Origin of the sequence: Pseudovibrio sp. Ad5, from assembly GCF_001623095.1 — a bacterium.
Lineage (GTDB): Bacteria > Pseudomonadota > Alphaproteobacteria > Rhizobiales > Stappiaceae > Pseudovibrio.
The window spans coordinates 272,883-292,765 of the sequence record NZ_LMCH01000015.1 but is presented as its reverse complement, the minus strand read 5'-3'; the positions used below and the strand labels follow the sequence as shown (position 1 = coordinate 292,765).

13 protein-coding genes are annotated in these 19,883 nt (G+C 51.5%); 5 read left to right on the top strand and 8 right to left on the bottom strand.

What is annotated here, in order from left to right; genetic code table 11:
* The first annotated feature begins 19 nt into the window (after nucleotides 1–19).
* From PsAD5_RS09945 to PsAD5_RS09935, 3 genes are all read left to right on the top strand, one after another.
* Entirely contained in the window at nucleotides 20–1,330 is a 1,311-nt protein-coding gene (locus PsAD5_RS09945; RefSeq protein ID WP_063291998.1) for a selenium-binding protein SBP56-related protein, read from the top strand.
* A gap of 65 nt (nucleotides 1,331–1,395) precedes the next feature.
* Nucleotides 1,396–2,106 (top strand): SCO family protein, encoded by a 711-nt coding sequence (locus tag PsAD5_RS09940; RefSeq protein ID WP_063291997.1) that lies wholly within the window; start codon nucleotides 1,396–1,398, stop codon nucleotides 2,104–2,106.
* Entirely contained in the window at nucleotides 2,106–3,296 is a 1,191-nt protein-coding gene (locus PsAD5_RS09935) for a cytochrome c peroxidase (protein WP_063291996.1), read from the top strand. The genes PsAD5_RS09940 and PsAD5_RS09935 overlap by 1 nt, the downstream gene beginning before the upstream one ends.
* Before the next feature lie 85 nt (nucleotides 3,297–3,381).
* Here the strand turns inward: PsAD5_RS09935 and PsAD5_RS09930 are convergent, their stop codons facing one another.
* From PsAD5_RS09930 to PsAD5_RS09895, 8 genes are all read right to left on the bottom strand, one after another.
* Nucleotides 3,382–8,565 (bottom strand): hypothetical protein, encoded by a 5,184-nt coding sequence (locus tag PsAD5_RS09930; RefSeq protein ID WP_063291995.1) that lies wholly within the window; start codon nucleotides 8,563–8,565, stop codon nucleotides 3,382–3,384.
* 345 nt (nucleotides 8,566–8,910) lie between these two features.
* Entirely contained in the window at nucleotides 8,911–9,981 is a 1,071-nt protein-coding gene (locus tag PsAD5_RS09925; protein ID WP_063291994.1) for a Gfo/Idh/MocA family protein, read from the bottom strand.
* A gap of 15 nt (nucleotides 9,982–9,996) precedes the next feature.
* A complete protein-coding gene (locus PsAD5_RS09920) occupies nucleotides 9,997–10,848 on the bottom strand; it encodes a sugar phosphate isomerase/epimerase family protein (RefSeq protein WP_084405930.1) in 852 nt (283 codons plus the stop codon).
* A gap of 11 nt (nucleotides 10,849–10,859) precedes the next feature.
* On the bottom strand, nucleotides 10,860–12,284 hold the full coding sequence (locus PsAD5_RS09915; RefSeq protein ID WP_063291993.1) for a CehA/McbA family metallohydrolase: 1,425 nt from the start codon (nucleotides 12,282–12,284) through the stop codon (nucleotides 10,860–10,862).
* Nucleotides 12,277–13,377 (bottom strand): ABC transporter ATP-binding protein, encoded by a 1,101-nt coding sequence (locus PsAD5_RS09910; RefSeq protein WP_063291992.1) that lies wholly within the window; start codon nucleotides 13,375–13,377, stop codon nucleotides 12,277–12,279. The genes PsAD5_RS09915 and PsAD5_RS09910 overlap by 8 nt, the downstream gene beginning before the upstream one ends.
* A 14-nt stretch (nucleotides 13,378–13,391) precedes the next feature.
* Nucleotides 13,392–14,222: a carbohydrate ABC transporter permease gene (locus tag PsAD5_RS09905; RefSeq protein WP_063291991.1), complete on the bottom strand. Its 831-nt coding sequence runs from the start codon at nucleotides 14,220–14,222 to the stop codon at nucleotides 13,392–13,394.
* Nucleotides 14,222–15,130, bottom strand: a complete 909-nt coding sequence (locus PsAD5_RS09900; protein WP_063291990.1) for a carbohydrate ABC transporter permease — start codon at nucleotides 15,128–15,130, stop codon at nucleotides 14,222–14,224. Before PsAD5_RS09900 ends, PsAD5_RS09905 begins: the two co-directional genes overlap by 1 nt.
* A 100-nt stretch (nucleotides 15,131–15,230) precedes the next feature.
* Complete coding sequence (locus tag PsAD5_RS09895; protein ID WP_063291989.1) at nucleotides 15,231–16,586, bottom strand: extracellular solute-binding protein; 1,356 nt, start codon at nucleotides 16,584–16,586, stop codon at nucleotides 15,231–15,233.
* A gap of 271 nt (nucleotides 16,587–16,857) precedes the next feature.
* Here PsAD5_RS09895 and PsAD5_RS09885 point away from each other — a divergent pair, with 271 nt between their 5' ends.
* The gene (locus tag PsAD5_RS09885) at nucleotides 16,858–17,916 is read left to right on the top strand and encodes a LacI family DNA-binding transcriptional regulator (RefSeq protein ID WP_057465213.1); all 1,059 of its coding nucleotides are present in this window, start codon (nucleotides 16,858–16,860) and stop codon (nucleotides 17,914–17,916) included.
* A gap of 13 nt (nucleotides 17,917–17,929) precedes the next feature.
* Nucleotides 17,930–19,861 carry a DUF5054 domain-containing protein gene (locus tag PsAD5_RS09880; RefSeq protein ID WP_063291987.1) on the top strand — a complete coding sequence of 644 codons (1,932 nt, stop codon included), beginning with the start codon at nucleotides 17,930–17,932 and terminating at the stop codon, nucleotides 19,859–19,861.
* Nucleotides 19,862–19,883 lie beyond the last annotated feature (22 nt).

Genomic DNA, 19,883 nt, shown 5'->3' with positions numbered 1-19,883 from the left:
ATTTCTATGGGAGGATCTTATGAATAGAAGAGAATTTGGTACACTGGTTGTTGCTGCTGCAGCGGCTGCCGGACCGTTTAGAGCTTTTGCTGATGAAACCTGTCAGTCACCTTATATGCCCAAGATTACAGGTCAGGAAGAATTCGTTTATGTCTGGACTCTCGGCGTTGAGGGAATGGGTGACGAGCAAGATAAGCTTGTTACCATTGATCTGCGGCCAGACTCGCCCATGCGCGGTCAGGTGATCAACAGTCTTTCTGTCGGCGGACGGAATGAAGCACATCATGGTGGCTTTTCAGCAGATCGTCGCTATTTCTGGACTGGTGGTCTGGATACCAATCGCATCTTCATCTTCGACGTACATAGCGATCCATCAAAACCTTCCCTCCACAAAACTATTGAGACCTTTGTCAAGGATTCGGGGGGCGTTGTCGGGCCACACACATTCTTTGCCCTTCCCGGCAGCATGATGATCACCGGGCTTTCCAATGATGATGATCACGGGGGGCGTACGGCACTGGTTGAATACAACGATGCCGGCGATTACGTGGCGACTTATTGGATGCCAACCGCTAGTGACATGCAGGGTGCCGTTGCTGTGGGGGATGCTGTTGCGGACGGTTATGGTTATGACATTCGCGCACTCATTCGCAAGAACATCATGTTGACCTCCTCCTTTACTGGCTGGTCAAACTACATGATGGATTTTGGGCAGATGCTGCAAGATGCCGACGCGATGAAGCGGTTTGGCAATACGATCGTTCAATGGGATCTGCATACTCGTCAGCCGCGTAAGGTCTTCAACGTGCCGGGCGCTCCGCTGGAGATCCGCTTCCCATGGGGCCCGAATGCGAACTATGCATTCTCTACGACCGCTCTCACCTCCAAACTCTGGCTGATTTATGAGGACGACAGTGGGGAATGGCAGGCCAAAGATGTAGCGGATATTGGAAACCCTGCGGACATTCCGCTTCCCGTCGATATCTCCATAGCTGCTGATGATCAGACACTGTGGGTCAATAGCTTCATGGATGGCAAGACGCGGCTCTTTGATATTTCCGATCCGCATAACCCCTCTCAAATTTATGAGAAAACCATCGACCGTCAGGTCAACATGGTCAGCCAGAGCTGGGATGGGAAACGGGTCTACTTCAGCTCTTCCTTGCTGGCAAACTGGGACAAAAAGGGTGACGACGATGTGCAATATCTGCGTGCATACACCTGGGATGGGAAAGAGCTGATCGAGGACTTTGATATCGATTTTTACAAGCTCGGCCTTGGCCGTGCGCACATCATGCGTTTTGGCAGTTCTGAGCTGTACACCAGCTAGATCAAACTCGTTTTGGGGCAGCACGCGTGTTGCCCCATGCTTTTCCAACTCATTAGGTCTGATGCATGCGTGTATTGAAAAAGCTCCTGGTCTTCAGTGGTGTTGCAGCAACACTTCCAGCACTCTGGTATACCTTAATGGCCGGACAAGCTGCTCCCACTCGCCCATTTTCAGATGCCTTTACCCCTCATGAAGAGTTTCAGTTTGATCCTCCCAAGCCGGGTTCTTACACACTGAACAGGTTTAAGACAGCTCCAGATGGGCAGGTTTTGGATGTAAATGGAAAGACACATTCACTTGCAGCGCTGACCAGAGGCAAGATCAATCTGGTGAGCTTTGTCTATCTGATGTGCGGCGATGAGAATGGGTGTCCTATCGCCATGTCGACGCTCTTTGAAATTCACGATGCCAGCGAGAAGCTGCCCGGACTACGAGAAGACGTTCAGCTGATCACGATCAGCTTTGATCCTGCCCGCGATACGGTCGAGGCCATCAACTCCTTTGCATACCCCCTTCAAATCGACGCGAATGCCGATCAGAAGCTGAAATGGCACGTGCTTACAAGTTCAGGCATGACAGATCTGCAGCCTATTCTGGATGGCTTTGGCCAAGTCATTGACCAGTCAAACGATCAGGAGGTCATCAATCATCTTTTACGGATGTATCTGGTTGATCGCGAAGGCGTTGTACGTAACGTCTATGGGCTTGGAACCATCGACCCGAGGCTCCTGATCACTGATGTGGAGACACTTTTACTGGAAGAAAGCAGGTCATAATGCGCCAGTGGTTTCTTACATGTCTGATTGGCAGTCTCTTGTGTTGGACAGATGGCGCACATGCACAATCGCATTGCATAGCAGACCCGGAAAACTGGTCTGTAGTGGCTTTGAAGCGGAGCCTTTCTACCCCGCTTGGACTTCCGCCCGTCCCGCATCCACATGACAACCCACCTAGTATTGCGAAGATTGAGCTGGGCCGGAAGTTGTTTTTCGATCGGCGTTTGTCAATCAACCACACCATGTCTTGCGCCATGTGCCATGTTCCAGAGCAAGGGTTCACCAATTGGGAGCTGAGCACAGCCATCGGCGTTGAAGGGCGCAGTCTTAAGCGAAACTCGCCAAGCATTTTGAATGTTGGATACCTGGATGTGCTGTTTCATGATGGCCGGGATCATGTATTGGAGACACAGTTTATCGGTCCGTTAACCGCACGAAATGAAATGGCAAATCCGTCTGCGGGACGTGTTGTTGCTCTTTTGAGGGAGCTTGCGGACTATGCGCAGATGTTCGAGGATACCTTTGAGGCTCAGGCGTCTCTCGACAGGATTGGGATGGCCCTTGGCGCATATCAAAGAACAATCCTTGCGGGGAACAGTCCCTTTGATCAATGGTACTTTGGTGGTGATGAAACTGCAGTCAGTGCCGATGTGAGGCGTGGTTTTCAGGTATTTAACGGCAAAGCGGGCTGCAGTGATTGCCATCTGATCGAAGATGATCACGCTCTCTTTACGGATGAGCTTTTCCATGACACCGGATATGGTCAGATGCGTGAAGAGAAGCGCCAAAATCCCCCGACAAGCATTCCTGTGCAAGTTGCCCCCGGAGTGGTGCATCAGATGGAATTTTCAAAAATCCGATCTGTTAGCGCTGAACGCGAAGCTGATCTAGGGCGCTATGAGGTAACAGAGGACCCAGTTGACAGATGGAGATTTCGTACGCCTTCACTGCGCAACCTCACAGTAACGCCACCTTATATGCACGACGGCCATCTCAGTTCGATTTCGCAGGTTATTGAGTTCTACGACCAAGGCGGATCACAACTGAGTGGTCAAGACCCACGCATCCGCCCGCTTGGTCTCACAGGAGCTGAAAAACAAGACCTCGAAGCCTTTCTGCAAAGCCTGACCTCTCCTGATCTCGACTGCCTGATAAGCGAAGCAAGAGTGTTACCGCCGGATAGTCACTAAGGCAGTAACCTAGGTTGATCCACTCAGACTTGCAGTGCGTGTTGTTATCCGGACTAGAATGCTCCTCATCGCTCGCAAACGCATTTTACTTCTTGCGCTTCAGAAGATTCTTCAGTTTTGCGCGTCTGCTGGTGTGGCTGTTCAGGATTTTTTCCAGGTTGCCGACTTTTTCGCGCAGGGTGTCCATTTCGTATTTGACTTTGCGGATGTTTTTGTCGTTGAGCAAGCGTGCAACCTGATAAACAGATGCGCTTGCTTCGTTGCGGACCTTATCAAACTCAGTCTGAGCCTTCGCTTCGCTAATCGTGTTGCGTTTCAGATTGAGCAGGATGAGTTTTTGGCCAATTTCATCGATCTCTTTTTCATAGCCCGGCGCAAGTTGCGAGGTTGCGAGACCTACGCGGTGCGCATCATGTAGAGTGTCTAAGGCAACCTTGAGGTATTCGATGCTTTCATCGCCGTCGTCTAATCTGGCATTCGCGAGGTGATCTTTTGCGGCGGCGGCGTGCTCTTCGGCTTTCTGGAGGATCATCCCGTAATACTCTGCTTCTGATGCATCCAGCAGGTCTTTAACATTTACCTTGGCAGTTTCCAGAAGCTGGTCAGTGGACGCGATTGCATCTTGAAGGTTGGCTTTTTGCTCTTCATCATCAGCTGGGCCGAAGCTGTCCTCACGTTCCAACTCCAGCTCTTCTGATGGCTTGAGTGTTTCTTCAGGTTGATCCTCTGATTTAGATTGCACCGAACCAGACCTGCGCTTAGGACCTTTCGTTCCCTGCTTGTCGAGAAGTTCCTCCATTTTATCAAGGTAGTACTGGAGTGTATTTAACGCTGCCTGAGCACGTCTGATCTCACCTTTGAGGAGAAAGTCTTTTGCTTCAAAGGCCGTTCGGATACCGATGGAATGATACTTGCCGTAGTTTGCTGCGTCATCAGCATTTTGGATCGTGTTGCTCAGTTTATTAAGATCAGCAAGGTCTGTTGTTACATCCTCAACTTCCTGTTCCAGCTCAGGAATTTTGTCTGCAATGGCTACGCCGGAATCGTGTCTTGATTGCAGAGCTTCATTAACAACGCGCAGAGCAAATAGCTCAAACTCGGCCTTCTCGAAGTTTTCCTGCTCCATCAGCTTTTGTGCCTCTGCTGCATGTTCAGCACCACGCACCTGCATTGCTTCAAAGACTTCCCGGTCCATGCCATCCTGAATGTCTTTCTTCAGAGCCTCGAACTCGGCAAGTTTTTGCTGGCTCTCCTTTATCGTGGCAGCGAGCTTTTCTGGATCTTTCGCAAGTGGCACTGCCTCCTGGAGCAGTTCAAGCATGCGATCTTCCTGGCTGAGTATGTATTCACTTTCCTTGTCAGGACCGAAGCGGTCTCCTTTTTTAATCAAGGCAATGCCTCGATCTATCGCCTGGAGAGCTGAGCGTTCAGCATCATCAAAAGCCGTTGTAAGATGTTTGATTTTTTCGAGTTCTGGTCGACGTTTTACAACGTCTGCGATGCGCTGCCGATAGACTTCAAAGCCTTCTATGAAACTCGCCTTTGCCTCTTCAAATAGGCTCGCATAACGCTGTTTCTCGGCTTCAACCACCTTCACGGCATCGGTAAGCTGATGATTGAGATCTAATCCGTCCAGATAATTTTTTCTCTGAATGGCTTCCCTCAATTGCTCAACCAACCCTTTGGCTTTATTGTAGTTTGTTTCGAAATCGGTAAAATCCAACCCCCAATCTGCATATTGATCAAGGCTCACATTTACGTTGTCGATAATCTTTTCGAAACCTTCGGCCCGTTGACTCAATCCTCTCATCTGAGACTCTGTGAAGTTCTCACTGAGCTTGCGGAAATTGTCCATCGCGTTGAAGGCATCCAGTGCCTCTTGTAACCCGGATTCCATGCCCGCAATGATGGCTTTACGGTCTCCGTCCTCTTGTGAGTTATTTAAGTCAGTTGCAGCAGTAAGATTCAATCGTGCCTTATCAAATTCCTCAATGAAAGTCCCTTCAAAATAGGTGTCACGACAGGACGGCCACCATTCATCGTATGAAGCTATTACAATGTCTTGTAGCTTGCTAACATCAGAATAAATGTTGTCTTTTTTAATTCTGAAGGCAGTGATGTCGGCATCGTACTGGGCTTGTGCGTCGAGTTCTGCTCTCACAGCTGCAACACCTGCGTCACCGAGAGCATCGAGCATGACGTCCATAGCTTTCTCGATTTCTGAAAACTGCAGTACTGCGGCCTTTCCCTCTCCAGATTTTGCCAGTTCATGAGCTTTATCCAGACCAGCTCTCGCAGTGGCATCTGCATTTTCAAAAACTTTCAAAATCTCTGGAAATTTTGCAACCGTGTCTACAAGTTCGGACAGCTTAATGTAGTCAGTCAGCAAGTCAGAAAATGACGTGAAGACCTTAAGTTCTTCGTCTAGTGCTGCTTTTTCCGCTGCCTCACTCGCCTGTCTCATGCTCTGCCGGTGTGTTTCAGCCAGATCCAAAGCATCCCGAGATGCTGCAACATCTTGTTGTTCTACGGATATTTTGAGTTCCGCAATGTTGTCCATTGCTATCAGATAGGCATCATCTAATGCGGACAGATCAATCGCCCAGCCACCCAAGTTTTCACGCACTTTGTAAATATCTTCGAATGCGGCAAGATAGTATTTGGCCCCTTCAGAGATGCCGTTGAGCTGCGACATCACGATTTGCTTACTGACATCAAACGCATTTTCCATGTCGCGATAGGCTTTTTTGGCCTCTGTGATTGGCTCTCGTATGCTCGTGATGAATAGATCCTGATTGACTTTCATCCGTGGGCCAGGTGTCATCATTTGGTCAGCGCCTGTGAGCCAATCCATCGCTTCATCTATTGAGGCGTTTGCCAGTTGGAATGAGTTCTGGAACCGTTGGAGGTAGTCACCTTCACAGAAACGCTCCCAAACTTTATTCCCCTCTTTGACAGCGTTTTTCAACTGTTCGACCTCAACGCGAAGCTGCTTTAACTCTCTGACGAATAGTGCAATTTCTTCCTGCTCTTCTTTTTCCGCCAGTTGCTCTACAGTTAGAGCTTCCTCTTCCACCTCAGATGTTTCAGTACCTGCCTGATAGCTTTCCGGTTGCTTTGGTTTTGGCGGATTGGCGACAAAAGCGTCCAGATTGACCATAGATTGCTTCAGGTCTGCCAGCGCGCCTCTGGCATCTGTGATGCGGCCTTGGCTGATGTAGTCGAAGGCTTCTTTGGCGTATCCTTGGGCGATCATCCTGAAACTAAGAAATTCCCCACGAAGTTCATCATTTACAATGCCATTCGCAACGTTTTCATAGGCTTGAATTCTGCCCCAGGCCTCTTGCACTTCAATCTTCAGGCCTGCAACTTTGGCTGCTGTTTTTGCGCCGCGTTCCAAGGCGATTTCGAGGCCGCTGAGAGCAATCTGGGTGTTATCGATTGCATCGTCGGCGTCTTCGTATTTCTTACGTTTGAAGAGATTTTCCGCCTGATCAGAGTACTCGACAGCTCTATCGTATAGATTATCGAAAATTGCTTCTTCTTCTTTGTCTTTGAAGACATCGCTACGATCATTGAACTCGGCAATATTTTCTCGCAGTCTGTCCAATGTCTGCATGAAGAGCTCGGTATTTTCCTCCTGAGTGGCTGCAGTTCTGATCCCCTGGAAGTACTGCAATTTGTCGACATGGTTTTGCAGGTTTGTAATGGAGGTCTGAGCGTTGGCGGTGACCTGATTGGCCTCGCTCAGGTTTTCATTTTTCACCGCTGTTTCTGCTCGATTAAGGTTGAACTCAACTTCGCCCGCAATAGTATCGAACCTTTTGAGGTAAATGACTTTTCTCTCCTCTACCTCTGCAAATTTCACAAATTCAGAGCGACGGGAGAGCAAAATATCGGCTTGTTTTTGCAGTAAAGCGATCTGATCCTGTGCAATCTCAAGAGCCGATTGTGCCTCCACGGCAATCTCGTGCATCTCTGTGAGGTCAAGCTTGACCATTTCAAGCTTATCTTCTGCGGACAGCACTTCACCTTTTAATAGGTCAGATTGCGCCTCTGCAATGGCGCTACGTGCCGACTTATCCGCCTTCCTGAAGACGGGCAGAAGTCCGTTGTACTCGCTCACCAACCCTTCCTGAGAGGCCAGCTCATCCGCCTTCTTTGTCAGCTCAATCGCATCACCAGCAAGCAGTTTCACTTCGTTCTCATCATCATCGTCCTCTTCAGGTGTCCCTTCAGAAGACGCGATGCTTTGCAACATAACTTGCTGCATTTCGATGAAGCCGTTTTCAGCGCTCTCAGCCGCTTTTTCGGCCTCAATGCCGTTGCCTGCAGCGACCAGAGATGTTGCTTGCTTGCAGTTAGTTACGACCGCCTCATGAAGCTTCTCAAATTCTACCAGGTCTTTGGGATTATGCTCTATTTCGGATTTACGTGTACTCAGATCAGCAGCTGCGGTTTCGGTTGATTGAACTCGGTTCTCGATATCTTTTTTCGCGTTTGCAGCGTGTTTTTGCGTTTTCTTCAGCAGGTCTTTCAACACCGCAAGATTGATAGATGCGGCTTGTAGACTTTGCTTGGCAACAGAGATGCTGTTGCTGTTCAATGCCGTGTTCAGATCCCTAATATTTTCAGCAGCCTGCTCGTAAGCCCCGTCAAAGCGAGACAGATCAATGTTCCAGGTTTCAATACTGGCGCGTTGCTTATGGACATCATCCAGTTTCTTCTTGGCTTCAGCTGCTATCCCCCTCATGCTATCGAGAGTGATGTCCTGGCCTTCCTTGAAGTTGGACTGCATCACGCGGAGATATTCTTCTCCGCGATCCATGAAGGCCTGCAGTTTACCAAGGTCAACAAAGCCTTTTTTGTCTGGCTTGTTCATGATGTCGTTGGCTTGCTTTACATTGGCTTCAGCCAACTGCTTGGCATCTTCAAACACCCTTTGAGTGACGTCTTCAATGAAGACATCGGTTCGTTTGCCAGCTATATGTACTGCTTTAGCAAGAGACCTTAAGTTCCTGCTTACTTTAGACAATTCCTTTTGATGAATACGCTTGCGTTCTGCCAGATCCAGAACAGCCTGCTGTTCTTCGGCTTTGTCTCGCGGGGGTTGTTCTGCCTGAGAAACAGAGACTGTTTCGCCACCTTGCCCATTTTCGCTGTTCGGCACCTGATCATCATCATCAGGCAGATCAAACCTGACCTTCATCGTCTTTAAGACTGCATGCGCCCAGTTTTCGTGCTCTGGAGGGAGGTTATTCTCAGGCATTTGGAATCTCCGAAGTTCGGGAAACTACTGTTTCACACTTTAATCGCTCTGCGCATAATTATGCGTTGCTGCTCTTCGGATATGGGAAATTTCAAGTGTTTCGCTAAAAATTACGTTGCCGATACTTGGTTAAGTTAAGGTAAGTTTAGATCCAGTCTGGATTTGTATTTGAGGCAAGATTTAAATACACAAAATGCGATGATTTTCACGCAATGCACACAACGGAAAATGGCCTTGCGTTGGTTTGCGTTGAAATGTGAGCGTAACGGCTAGAGAACCCACAAGCATTCTTGAGAAAGAGATTCAGGAATGCCTGTTAATGCACTGATTTAACTAATCTAACCTTCAGTTTGAATCTGTAAATTTTACTCCAACATCGGCAAACAAGGCTAAGTCGTTTGCTGCGTCGGTTAGCGTTGTTTCGTAAAACTCTCCATCCACTATGGCTTTATAGAAGGCGTCCAACTCAATCCGGAACGGGTCTTCATAGGACGGACCAATCACCTCTTTGGTGGTCTGCTCATCGGTTGAACGAGTGATACTAAGTTGTGTCGGTAGATTACGAATGTACGGCGTATCATAGGTCACGTGGTACCGCTCCGTCTGGGTCAAAACTTCGATGCCTGCATCGAATTCAGCAATGTCAGAGATGACAGCTTCGTACAGCGCGGTGAAGTGACCATAATCAAACAGGACCATCACCGTTTCCCCACCATGCTGTTTGGCGTAGCTCACCGCCTTGGGCATGCCGAGCAGGTCACGCATGGCGGAGAAGCTGTGTGAGGACAGCCCGGTCAGGACCTGATAGGCGCGCAACTGATCTTCGCTGGCGTTCTCCCCCATGATCTCACGGAGCATGGCTGTGGTGCGCTGCTGGCCCTCTGCGATGATCTGTTGCGGGACATCGCTACCGCGGACAACGGGGCGCGTCTGACGGGTGAAGTATGGCGCTTCGCGGATGATATCGCGGATGCGGACATGGCGGATGTTTGCCAGATCTGGCATGCGATCCTTCAAAGCGAGGAAGCTGCGGGAATATCTGCGCATGTAGCCAACGAACACCACACTGTTGCTGCTTTTTTGCTCTTCCAGCAATGGCGGGATCTGGTGTTTATTGAGGCAGACCGGCTTTTCGATGAAGACATGCTTGCCGGCTTTCATTGCCTCTGACAGAAGGTCCGCGTGTAAGTGATCCGGTGTCAGAATGAAGATTGCATCCAGCGAGCGGTCTGCAATCAGGTCTGAGGCTGCAGCATACCGCTTTGCAACACCGTAGCGGTCGCTGATGTACTCCATAAGCTCGTTAGAGACATCGCTGATGGCCGAGATGGTAAAGCGGGCATCATCTGCAAGAAGTGGCAGGTGCATCAACTGAGCGACTTCGCCCAAGCCGATAATTCCGACGGACAGTGACATTGTTCTTCCTCAGACTTAAGCGAGTTTTGCAATAAAGGAGAAGTTGCGACGGGCGAGGTCCAGAGGTGTTTCGCATGCGTTTTCAGCAATATCTTGCTCAACAACAACCGGTCTCCGGAAATCCCTTGCCCGCAGGACGTCCATAACCGCCGCAATATCAACGGCTCCGTCTGCAAGTGGGCACATGACACCTGCAGCCAGAGACGCAGGAACGCTGAGTTCGCCAGACAGAACGCGCGTGCGTACAGCTGGATCAACGTTTTTCAGATGCATGTAGTCGATGCGATCCCATTTTCGCTGCATATACGCCAGTGGATCCTGATCCCAGAACGCATGGTGGCCTGTATCAAGACACAGGTTGAGTGGCGTGTTTTGCAACAAGTCATCAATCTGAGTTTCCAGCTCAACGCATGTGCCGATGTGGGGGTGGAAACTCAGCGCAACACCGTAGACTTCAGCAAGCATTGCATGGGCCTTTGTGAGGTCCTCATACATTTGCGAGCGCGCGGCCTGTGTCATCACACCGAGCTGTTCTGGCGGATAGACGTTGCTTTCATCCATCACCACCAGATGCTTAGCGCTAAGGGATGACAGGAGTTGACCTTGTGCCTGCATGTCTTCATGGAACCGGGCACTTGTTTCCGGCTGGGAGAACGTGTGCACGTGGGTTGCGCCGATCAAGGTGAGATCGTGCCTCGTTAGCATGGCCTTGAGCGCTTCTGTGTCCTTTGGCAGGTACCCGAGCGGGCCAAGCTCAGTCCCCTTGTAGCCTGCGCTTGCGACCTCTGCCAGATACTCCTCTGGCGTGTATGCGTTGCCTGTTGGATAACAGACGCCCCATGAACACGGTGCATTCCCGATCAACATGCCGTGCTGTCCTATTCCGTTACTATGTATATTGGATTGGAAAGAGCCCGGATAATGGGCTGTTCCAGTATGTCTGCTTCAGTGAGCCCCAAAGGAAGCTTTTTGCCTTTGAACGCCCCTAATAATTCTTCAAGCAGCCCGGTGTGGTTTTCACGCGCAACGATCTCAGTTCGCAGGAATCCAATGGCTGGCTGGTTGAAAGAGATCTGCTGTTCATCATTGATGAGAACATCTTCTCTCCGCAAGCCGGATGCATCCACCCAGCGCAACACATCCCCTTTGGCGCCTTTGACGTGGACGGAGAAACTTGTGGTGCTTGTTGGCACTTCATCCCCCATGCGCGCCAAGCCGGAGGTGAGCGACAGGTGCGGGCCGTCTGGCCCTTCGGTCACATACCCGAGCCCTGCTTTCATGGCGTTCAGAACAGCTTGCTCGCTGAGTTCATCCAGCCAGAGCACTGTTGTCGGGCGAGCCAGCACAAGCGGGCCTTCCGGTAACAGTTGGTCGGGTTGATGGTAGTCGCTGCCACCAATCAAAGAAATCTGATGCCCCTCACTGAGGCGCTTTTGATAGCGTGCCAGTGACACCCAGTTGTACATGAGCCAAGCGGATTGCCAGACCTCCATACAGTCGGTCTCTGGCAGCTCGTAGGTCCAGTCGATCGGCGGTTTGTCGTGATTGATGGAGAACAGACCGCCGCGGTCATGAGCCGCTTTGGCGACGATGTGGGCGTGGTCTGGCTTGGTCATGCGGAAGTCGAGCCAGTCATCGATGCCGAATACATTAGCGTGGCCGACTGCCGTGGTGACCTCCATGCCTCTTACAAAGACAAGGTCTTGCGAGGAGTGCGGATGGAAGTATCTACGCTGGGTGGTGGTGTTGTGGTCTGCGATTGCCAGAAAATCCAGCCCTGCCTGTTTTGCCGCGGCGTGGAGTAACTCAGGTGCGCCGCGTGCATCGGAGTGGAAGGTATGGCAGTGCAGATCTCCCTTGTACCACCCTGCCCCTTGGCGCACCGGATTGGGTGTCACGGGCTGCGGCGTAAGCTTTCTTGGGGCCTGATCGAAGGAGATGGTGAGGTCAACATCCGCCCCATTTTCCGGCACTTTATAAAGGCCCAGAATTATCTGCCATGTGCCCGGTTTGATCTGTCCGTGGACATAGCCCGGAGTGGCATCATCCAGCGCGATGAAGAAGCTGTCGCGGGCGCCCCCGCTCCAGCCACGAAACCCCGAGATTGCCGGAAACGGCGTGATCTCGGGATCAAGGCATCCAAGATCGATGATACAATCCTTGGCCTTGGGGTAGTTCAGCAACACGTCAAAGCGTGTCGTTCCTTCCGGCACCTCAAATTCCAGATAGAAGTACGGATCTTTGAGCTGATCCGCCTTCGTGGTGTGGTGCTGCAAATTGAGGTGGTCCAGAGTGTCACTCATTGTCCAATGCCAATCTGTTTCCGTCTGCATCAAACAAGGAGATATGCTGACTGGAAAAGCCGAGAGCTACATCTTCTGACAGGATGATGTCGTCATCTGTGAAGATGCGGGCTGTGAAGCGGGCAGCATCCGGACGCTCGATGGTGACGAGCTTCTCGGCGCCCATGTTTTCATTGGCAAACAGTTTGCCGCGCACCACGTTTTCTTCTTCAGCTGTTGCACGCAGATGTTCCGGGCGGACCCCCAGCGTGATGTTGGGGTTGATGGCAACGGCTTCTGCAAAGGACTTATGCATCGGCAAGGCCACAACTTCCAGACCATCAGCTTTCACCTTCAGGCTGTTGTCTTCCACCATCGCTTCCACTGGCAACAGGTTCATGGGCGGGTTGCCGACAAAGTTTGCTACGAAGGTGGTGGCTGGTTTGCGGTAGATTTCCATTGGGGTTGCGAACTGAACGATCCGACCCTGATCCATGACCGCAACACGGGTGGCGAGCGCCATGGCTTCGGCCTGATCGTGGGTGACGTAAACCGAGGTCATGCCCATGCTGTGTTGCAAGTGGTGCAGAAAGCCGCGCGCTTCCAGACGCAGCTTGGCATCCAGATTGGAGAGCGGCTCATCAAACAAGTAGACCTGACTGGGGTTTACCAGTGCACGGGCAAGTGACGTGCGCTGTTGCTGGCCGCCAGAGATCTGCGCTGGCAAACGGTCCAGCAAATGGCCGATCTTCAGAACATCAGCGACTTCCTGCGCCCGCTCGCCGCGGGTGGCTTCATTCTCACCGCGTACTTTTAACGGATAAGAGATGTTCTGGCTGATGTTCATGTGCGGATAAAGCGCATAATCCTGAAACACCATGGAGATTTTGCGATCACGCGGATGCAGGCCTGTTACATCTCTATCACCGATATAGATGCGGCCACTGGTTGGCGTTTCCAGCCCGGCGATCATGCGCAAACTGGTGGTTTTTCCGCAGCCGGACGGGCCCAACAGGCAGATGAACTCGCCGTCGTTGATCTCAAAGCTGGCGTTGGAGACTGCATTAAAATCGCCGAAAGACTTGGTGACGTTTTGAAAGGAGATAGAAGCCATTTTTGTTCTTCCGATTATGCTTTAATGCCGCCGAAGAACCGGAAACCAAACTTCCAGTTTACGAACAGATAGAGAGAGATGACAGGGAACGAGTAGATCAGCGCATAGGCTGCAAGCAGCGTGACGATTGGCGTTCCAGCTTCCGAATAGAAGGAGTAGATGGCCACAGAAGCAGGCATCAACTCGTCAGAACGCAGCAGAATGAACGGGATCAGGAAGCTGCCCCAGATGTTGACGAACGCCCAGACCACCACGACCACAATCCCCGGACGGATGACTGGCAGTGCCACATCACGAAAGGCCTGCATGGAGGAAGCTCCAGCGACCATGGCGCTTTCCTCGTAGGACTTGGGGATGCCGTCGATAAAGTCGCGCAGGATGAACATGGCTGTTGGCAGCAGACCGCCAGCGAAGACGAGGATTACAGCGACATGGGTGTCGATGAGGCCGAGCTTGGAGACGATCAGGAAGATTGGAACCATCGCCGCACTGCCAGACACCACGGAGGAGAACAGCAGCAGCAGATATGTGATGCTTTTTTTGCCGGGAATGTCCGAGCGTGACAGAGCATAGGCTGCCAAAGTCGCTGCGAAACCGACAAGAACCACACCGCCAATGCTTTGGATGAACGAGTTCAGCAATCCGCGCATTGCGAAGGTGTTTTCAAAGACAGTGAAGAAGTTCTTCAGCGTAAACGGACTTGGGATTTCCAGTCCGAGTTCTGCCCGCGCGTTGAAGGGAGCGAACAGGAACCAGATCAAAGGCAAGGCAAAGCAGATGCCGATCAGAGCTGCAAGAACAGAGAAGCTGATACGAGACAGAATTTGCTGGAATGAGAGGGTCATTATTCTGCTCCCTTATGTTTCTGTTTTGCGATGCGCAGATAGAACAGAGCAAAGGCAAGGTTGATCAACATGATGACCACGCCAACGGCGGCCCCTTTGCCAAACTCAAAGTCTTTAAAGGCGACGCGATACGTGTAGATGGACAGCAGCTCGGTGCGGTACGACGGGCCACCTTGCGTCAGCAGGAACGGGGTAAACACGTTGAACGTCCACATGGTGATGAGGATCAGATCAGTCACCACGTGCCCTTTGATGAGCGGCAAGGCGATGTCTTTGAATTTTTGGAAAGACGTCGCGCCAGCAACATCAGCGGCCTGAAAATAGCTTGGCGGAAGAGAGGCAAACGCGGAGTTGAACAGCATCATGGAGAACGCTGCACCGCGCCAGGTGTTGAAGAACACGATCACCCAGAACGGATTGTCCAGCAACCAATCCCCCGGCTCCAGCCCGAGTGCTGTTGTCAGCATGTTCAAGGTGCCGTTGTCGTAATCAAGGAAAGCAAACCAGGCGAAACCGATTACGACTTCTGGCAGAATCCAAGCCACGATGACGGCAGATTCAGAGAAGAGCTTCACGTATTTGGGTGTTGATTGCAGCAACCATGCGAGGATCATGCCCAGCAGTGCCTGCCCGATAAGCGCGGAGAGCAGCACAAACTGAATTGTTAGAATGAGCGAGAACCCAAACTGGCCTCGTGTGAAGAACGTTTCCATGTTGAACAAGGCGACGTAATTATCAAACCCGACAAACTCGGGGTTGAGAGCTGTTTTACCAAGCAGAGTTCTGTTGGTGAAGGAGACAAAGATCACCCAGAAGAAGGGGACGATCACAAATGCGCCGACAAGAGCCGCAGAGGGCGAGAAAAACAGCGTTCCCGCGCGCACAGACAACAAAGAGAAGTTCTTCAAAATACACCTTCCCAAGAAGGGAGATTACTGGATCGAAAGATCAGGGAGAGGATAAGGGCGCGCAACAGGAGCGCGCCCTGCCCCGGAGTTGGGGTAAGCCTTATTTGCTTACGATGTTTTCTTCACCAACAATGGCGGTAACGTCAGACTTGTACTGCGCCATGGCCTGTTCTGGTGTCTGCTCGCCGGAGACAACTGCTTCTGTCATACGCTGAACTGCAACAGACACTTTGTTGTAGTAGGCGTTGTTTGGACGAGCTGTGGTCAGTGGCAGAAGTGTCTGAGAGGTCTCTGTCAGGAAGTCAGAGTTTGGAATCCAGACATCATCACGAATACGAACGCGTGGGTTGATCGCCTGGAATGCATCCAGCTGCTCTTTGGAGTTCATGTAGGACAACAGCGCCCAGGACTCTTTTGGAGCTTTGGAGTTTGGATTGATCACAAAACCCGTACCACCGGACATGGTCACGAAGTCCTGACCGCGGAAGCCTTTGCCCGGCTCTTGAGCAGGCATCTTCTTCCAGGTCATGTTGACGTCGCGGTCTTTGACTTCAAATTCAGCGCCCGGCTTGGTGACTGAGCGGTAGAACCAGTCGCCTTCAACCAGCATTGCTGTTTTACCATCGCGGAAGTTTGCGAATGTGCGGTTGCGGCCATCACCCAGCAGCTGAGCGCGTTTGTCGCCAAGCTTTTCATCAACATAGATGGTCTTATAAAGGTTCAGTGTATCGAGAATGCCTTGTGAGGAAACGATCCACTTGCCGTTCTCGTCCAGCATGCCTTCACCAGTGCCGAGAATGGCCATCCAGTAGCCCTGCATGGTGGTTGCTTCACCCATGGAAACGCCCGCATTCAGCTGAAGCGGAGCGGATTTAGGCATTGCCTTTTTGATGGTGCGCGCTGCATCCAGAACGTCTTTCCAGGATGTTGGCTGCCATGTGTCAGCGTCAATTCCTGCCTGTGCGAAGATGTCTTTGCGCACAAAGATCATGCGGCTATCAGTGCCAAGCGCGATACCATAGGCTTTGCCGCCGTAGGACATCAGCTCTTTAGAGCCATCAGAAATGTGAGACCAGCCTTCCCACTGGTTCACCTCTGCGCCAGCAACCTCTTCCAATGGCTTCAGCAGACCGGCGTCAACGAAGTTTGGAATAAGGAAGCCGTCGAACGATGATACGTCCGCGCCTGCGCCGGTTGAAAAGTCCAGAGCAAGCTGCTGTGTCAACTGCTCGTCTTTTCCGGCAAACTCTTTAAAAATCACTTTTACGTCTTTGCCTGTGGCTTTCATCATGGTTTCAAAACCAGGAATGACGCTTGTTTTCAGCCAGACAGCAGCTGCACTGTTCACGCCGCCTTCCACACAACGGCAAGTGATGGTGACGTCCGTTGCCATTGCTGGCCCGGCCAATGCTGTGGCAGCTGCAAGACCCAATGCATAACTACGCAATTTACTCATCTAAATTATCCCCCCAGGGCATCCTGTGTTGGTGTGCCTTGTCACTAATCTTGAGAAATCGATCAGTGAATTTAAAATGAACACGTTTTCATTATTCGTCAACACTCAAGAGAAAATCAAGAGGATTCTAAAATATTACGCCAGCAAATATTTTACAGAAACGGCACAAAACTGTCATATTTTCGTCGTGCATAAAGAATGTTCGATTGACATCCTAGGGTTATATACGGCATTAACGGTGAACACGTTTTCACAAATTGAGTGGTTTTGAGTGTCAGAGCATCCAAACATCCAAGAGGCGAAACGCCCCGAACGCGCGACGGCAGATACAGTTGCCAAACTTGCAGGCGTATCGCGAGTCGCTGTTTCACGCGCTTTCAATCCACATGCCTCTTTGAAGAAGGAAAAGCGTGATCTGATTCTCAAGATCGCGAAGGAGTTGGGTTACACGCCAGACATGGCGGGCCGCGCGCTGGTGACACGCCGATCCCATCTGGTGGGGGTGATCGTACCGGATGTGTGCAGCCCCTGGGAATCGCAGGAGATCGACGCGCTGACCACTGCCCTGCAAGGGGAAGGGTTTGCCACGCTGCTCTTCAAGACCCGCACTGACCAGAGCATGGATGAGCGGTTGCTGACCTATATGAAGGGCTTCAACCTGGACAGCATCATCGCTTTTGCCGAGAACGTTTCACCTGATACACTGACCCATTCGCTGGGCCGTGCCGTGCCGATTTACGTGAGTTATTCGGAGGATGGCAGTTTGCCAAACCAACCGGGCTCCACGTCTGTCTTCGATCGTTTGATTGTGGATCAGAAGACCGGCATCGATCAGGCTGTTGCTTTGATGCAGGCTTATGGCTGCAAGAACTTTGCCTATCTTGGTGGTACGACCACATCCCTTGCAAATACAGAGCGTGAGCGCGCATTCAAATGCATTATGAAAGAGCGTGGTTTGCCAGAGCCGCTGGTGTTGCAGGGCGACTATACCTATGAGACCGCCCTCGCCTCCACGCTGGACCTGTTCAAGGTTGGCGAAGGCGTTGATGGCATCTTCTCTGCAAATGATGTCGGTGCGTTTGGTGTGATTGATGCCCTGCGTTTTCAACTGGGCCTGCGGGTTCCTGAGGATGTGAAAGTGGTTGGCTTTGATGACATTGCTCAGTCCGGATGGCTGAGCTACAACCTCACCACTGTGAAAATCGATCTGGAAGATCGTGTCCGGGCTCTCGTACGGCTTATCTTGCGGCGCCTTAAAGACCCCAATGCCCCAGCCATGACCGAGACACTGCAGACCCGCCTGATTGTGCGCGGTACTGTTGGCTCATAAGAAGCAAAGAAATATGTCCCCAAATACTATTCACCTGATTTTCAAAACCCATCTGGATATCGGTTTCACTGATCATGCGGAGAAGGTCCGGCAGCGTTATCACTCCTACTTTTTGCCGCAAGCGCTTGATACGGCGGAGCATTTCTATTTTGAAAACCCGCAGGACCCGAAATTTCGCTGGACCACGGGCGCATGGCTGATCTGGGACTATCTGAACGAGGCGTCAGCTACTGAAGCAAAGCGACTGGAAGCTGCGATTGAGAAGGGTTTGATCCGCTGGCACGGATTGCCGTTCACGATACATTCTGAGCTGATGTCACCAGCCCTGTTTGAGGCCGGCCTTTCCTACTCCAAAGAACTGGATGAGCGGTTTGGGGTGAAAACTATTGCCGCAAAGATGACGGATGTTCCCGGACATACGCTTGGTATTGTGCCGCTGATGGCGAAAGCTGGCATCAAGTTTTTGCATCTGGGGGTCAACACCGCCTCTCCGACACCAAAACTGCCGGATGTGTTCCGCTGGCAGGCCCCTTCCGGTGAGGAGGTTCTGGTGCTCTATCAAAACTCCTATGGTGCGACCCAGTTTATTCCGGGTGTTTCTGATGGCCTGAGCTTTGCGCATACGGAAGACAATATCGGGCCGCAGAACATCGGACAGACGGTGAATGTATACCGTGCGATGGAGCGGCAGTATCCGGATTATCAGATCAAGGCAGCGACGCTGGATGAGTTTGCCGAGGTGCTGTGGCCTCACCGGGAAAGCTTCCCCGTTGTAACGCAGGAAATCGGCGACAGCTGGATCCATGGCAGCGCGACTGATCCTGTAAAGTCAGCACAGTACCGGGCATTGCAGCGGGTTTATGATCGTTTTGCTGACGACAAAATCACGCCGGAGCGGCTTTCCTTTGGTCGCAAGCTTTCCATGGTGGCTGAGCATACGTGCGGGGTAGATATCAAAACCTATCTACGCAATGAACAGGCGTGGGATCGCGGGGATTTTGACGCTGCACGCCAAAACGATCCGCGTTTTCAGTATGCTGAAGCGTCCTGGGCTGAACAGCGGGCTTATTGTAAGGATGCCGTTGCTGCGCTTGATAAGGGTGATCAGAAGATTGCCAGGGCAGCGCTGAAAGAACTGTGCTGCCCTCTTCCGCATGCTGGTCCGTTTGAGATTATCGATGAGGCCGGGTTTGGTGGTTGGTCCATGGAGATTGATAGTGACACCGGTGCTATCAAGCGGCTTACAACACCAGATGGGAAAGACCTGTTTGGGCTGGATGACAATCTGCTTTCGTTTGCCCATGAAACCTATGATGCCAGCGATGTCAAAGCGCATATGGATGCCTATCTGACCCACGAGGAAGAATGGGCCATTCTGGATCACATCAAGCCGGGACTGGATAAGGCAGGGACTGCGACGTCAAAAAGCCATTGCCCGAAGTTTGAAGGGCTTGCGGTTGCCGACGATCACGTCGTTCTTTCCTATGTGATGGCCTCGGATATTCCCGGCGCGACCTCCAACATTCAGCTGGCACTGAATGGGTCAAACGACAAGCTGGAGATCACGCTGCGGCTTTATGGTAAGATTGCCAATCGGATGCCCGAGGCTGGGTTTCTGCGGTTTGCGCCAGATGGTGCGGCACGCTGGCAGTTCGACAAGACCGGATATTGGGTGGAGGCCCATGACCTGCCGGATATGAGCGGAGGTCAGTTGCAGGCGATCTTTGGGGCGAGAGCACAAGCAGATCAGGCAATCCGCATTGTTCCGCTGGATTCTCCGCTCGTGGCCCCTGCTGATTTGCCGTTTATGCCGTTCCAGCACAAAGCACCTGCTTATGATCAGGGGCTTCGGTTCAACATCTACAACAACAAGTGGGGCACCAACTTTCCGATGTGGTGGGAAGGTGACTTTAGCGCCCGGTTTGTGTTGGAGATTGGCGCTTAATTCGCCAGAGCCGCAATAAAAA

Bases quoted from the DNA above. Each gene is read 5' to 3' on its own strand.
- PsAD5_RS09945 (WP_063291998.1), top strand. From the start codon at position 20: ATGAATAGAAGAGAATTTGGTACACTGGTTGTTGCTGCTGCAGCGGCT.
- PsAD5_RS09920 (WP_084405930.1), bottom strand. From the start codon at position 10,848: ATGTTGATCGGGAATGCACCGTGTTCATGGGGCGTCTGTTATCCAACA.
- PsAD5_RS09915 (WP_063291993.1), bottom strand. From the start codon at position 12,284: ATGAGTGACACTCTGGACCACCTCAATTTGCAGCACCACACCACGAAG.
- PsAD5_RS09930 (WP_063291995.1), bottom strand. From the start codon at position 8,565: ATGCCTGAGAATAACCTCCCTCCAGAGCACGAAAACTGGGCGCATGCA.
- PsAD5_RS09935 (WP_063291996.1), top strand. From the start codon at position 2,106: ATGCGCCAGTGGTTTCTTACATGTCTGATTGGCAGTCTCTTGTGTTGG.
- PsAD5_RS09895 (WP_063291989.1), bottom strand. From the start codon at position 16,586: ATGAGTAAATTGCGTAGTTATGCATTGGGTCTTGCAGCTGCCACAGCA.
- PsAD5_RS09905 (WP_063291991.1), bottom strand. From the start codon at position 14,222: ATGACCCTCTCATTCCAGCAAATTCTGTCTCGTATCAGCTTCTCTGTT.
- PsAD5_RS09910 (WP_063291992.1), bottom strand. From the start codon at position 13,377: ATGGCTTCTATCTCCTTTCAAAACGTCACCAAGTCTTTCGGCGATTTT.
- PsAD5_RS09940 (WP_063291997.1), top strand. From the start codon at position 1,396: ATGCGTGTATTGAAAAAGCTCCTGGTCTTCAGTGGTGTTGCAGCAACA.
- PsAD5_RS09880 (WP_063291987.1), top strand. From the start codon at position 17,930: ATGTCCCCAAATACTATTCACCTGATTTTCAAAACCCATCTGGATATC.
- PsAD5_RS09925 (WP_063291994.1), bottom strand. From the start codon at position 9,981: ATGTCACTGTCCGTCGGAATTATCGGCTTGGGCGAAGTCGCTCAGTTG.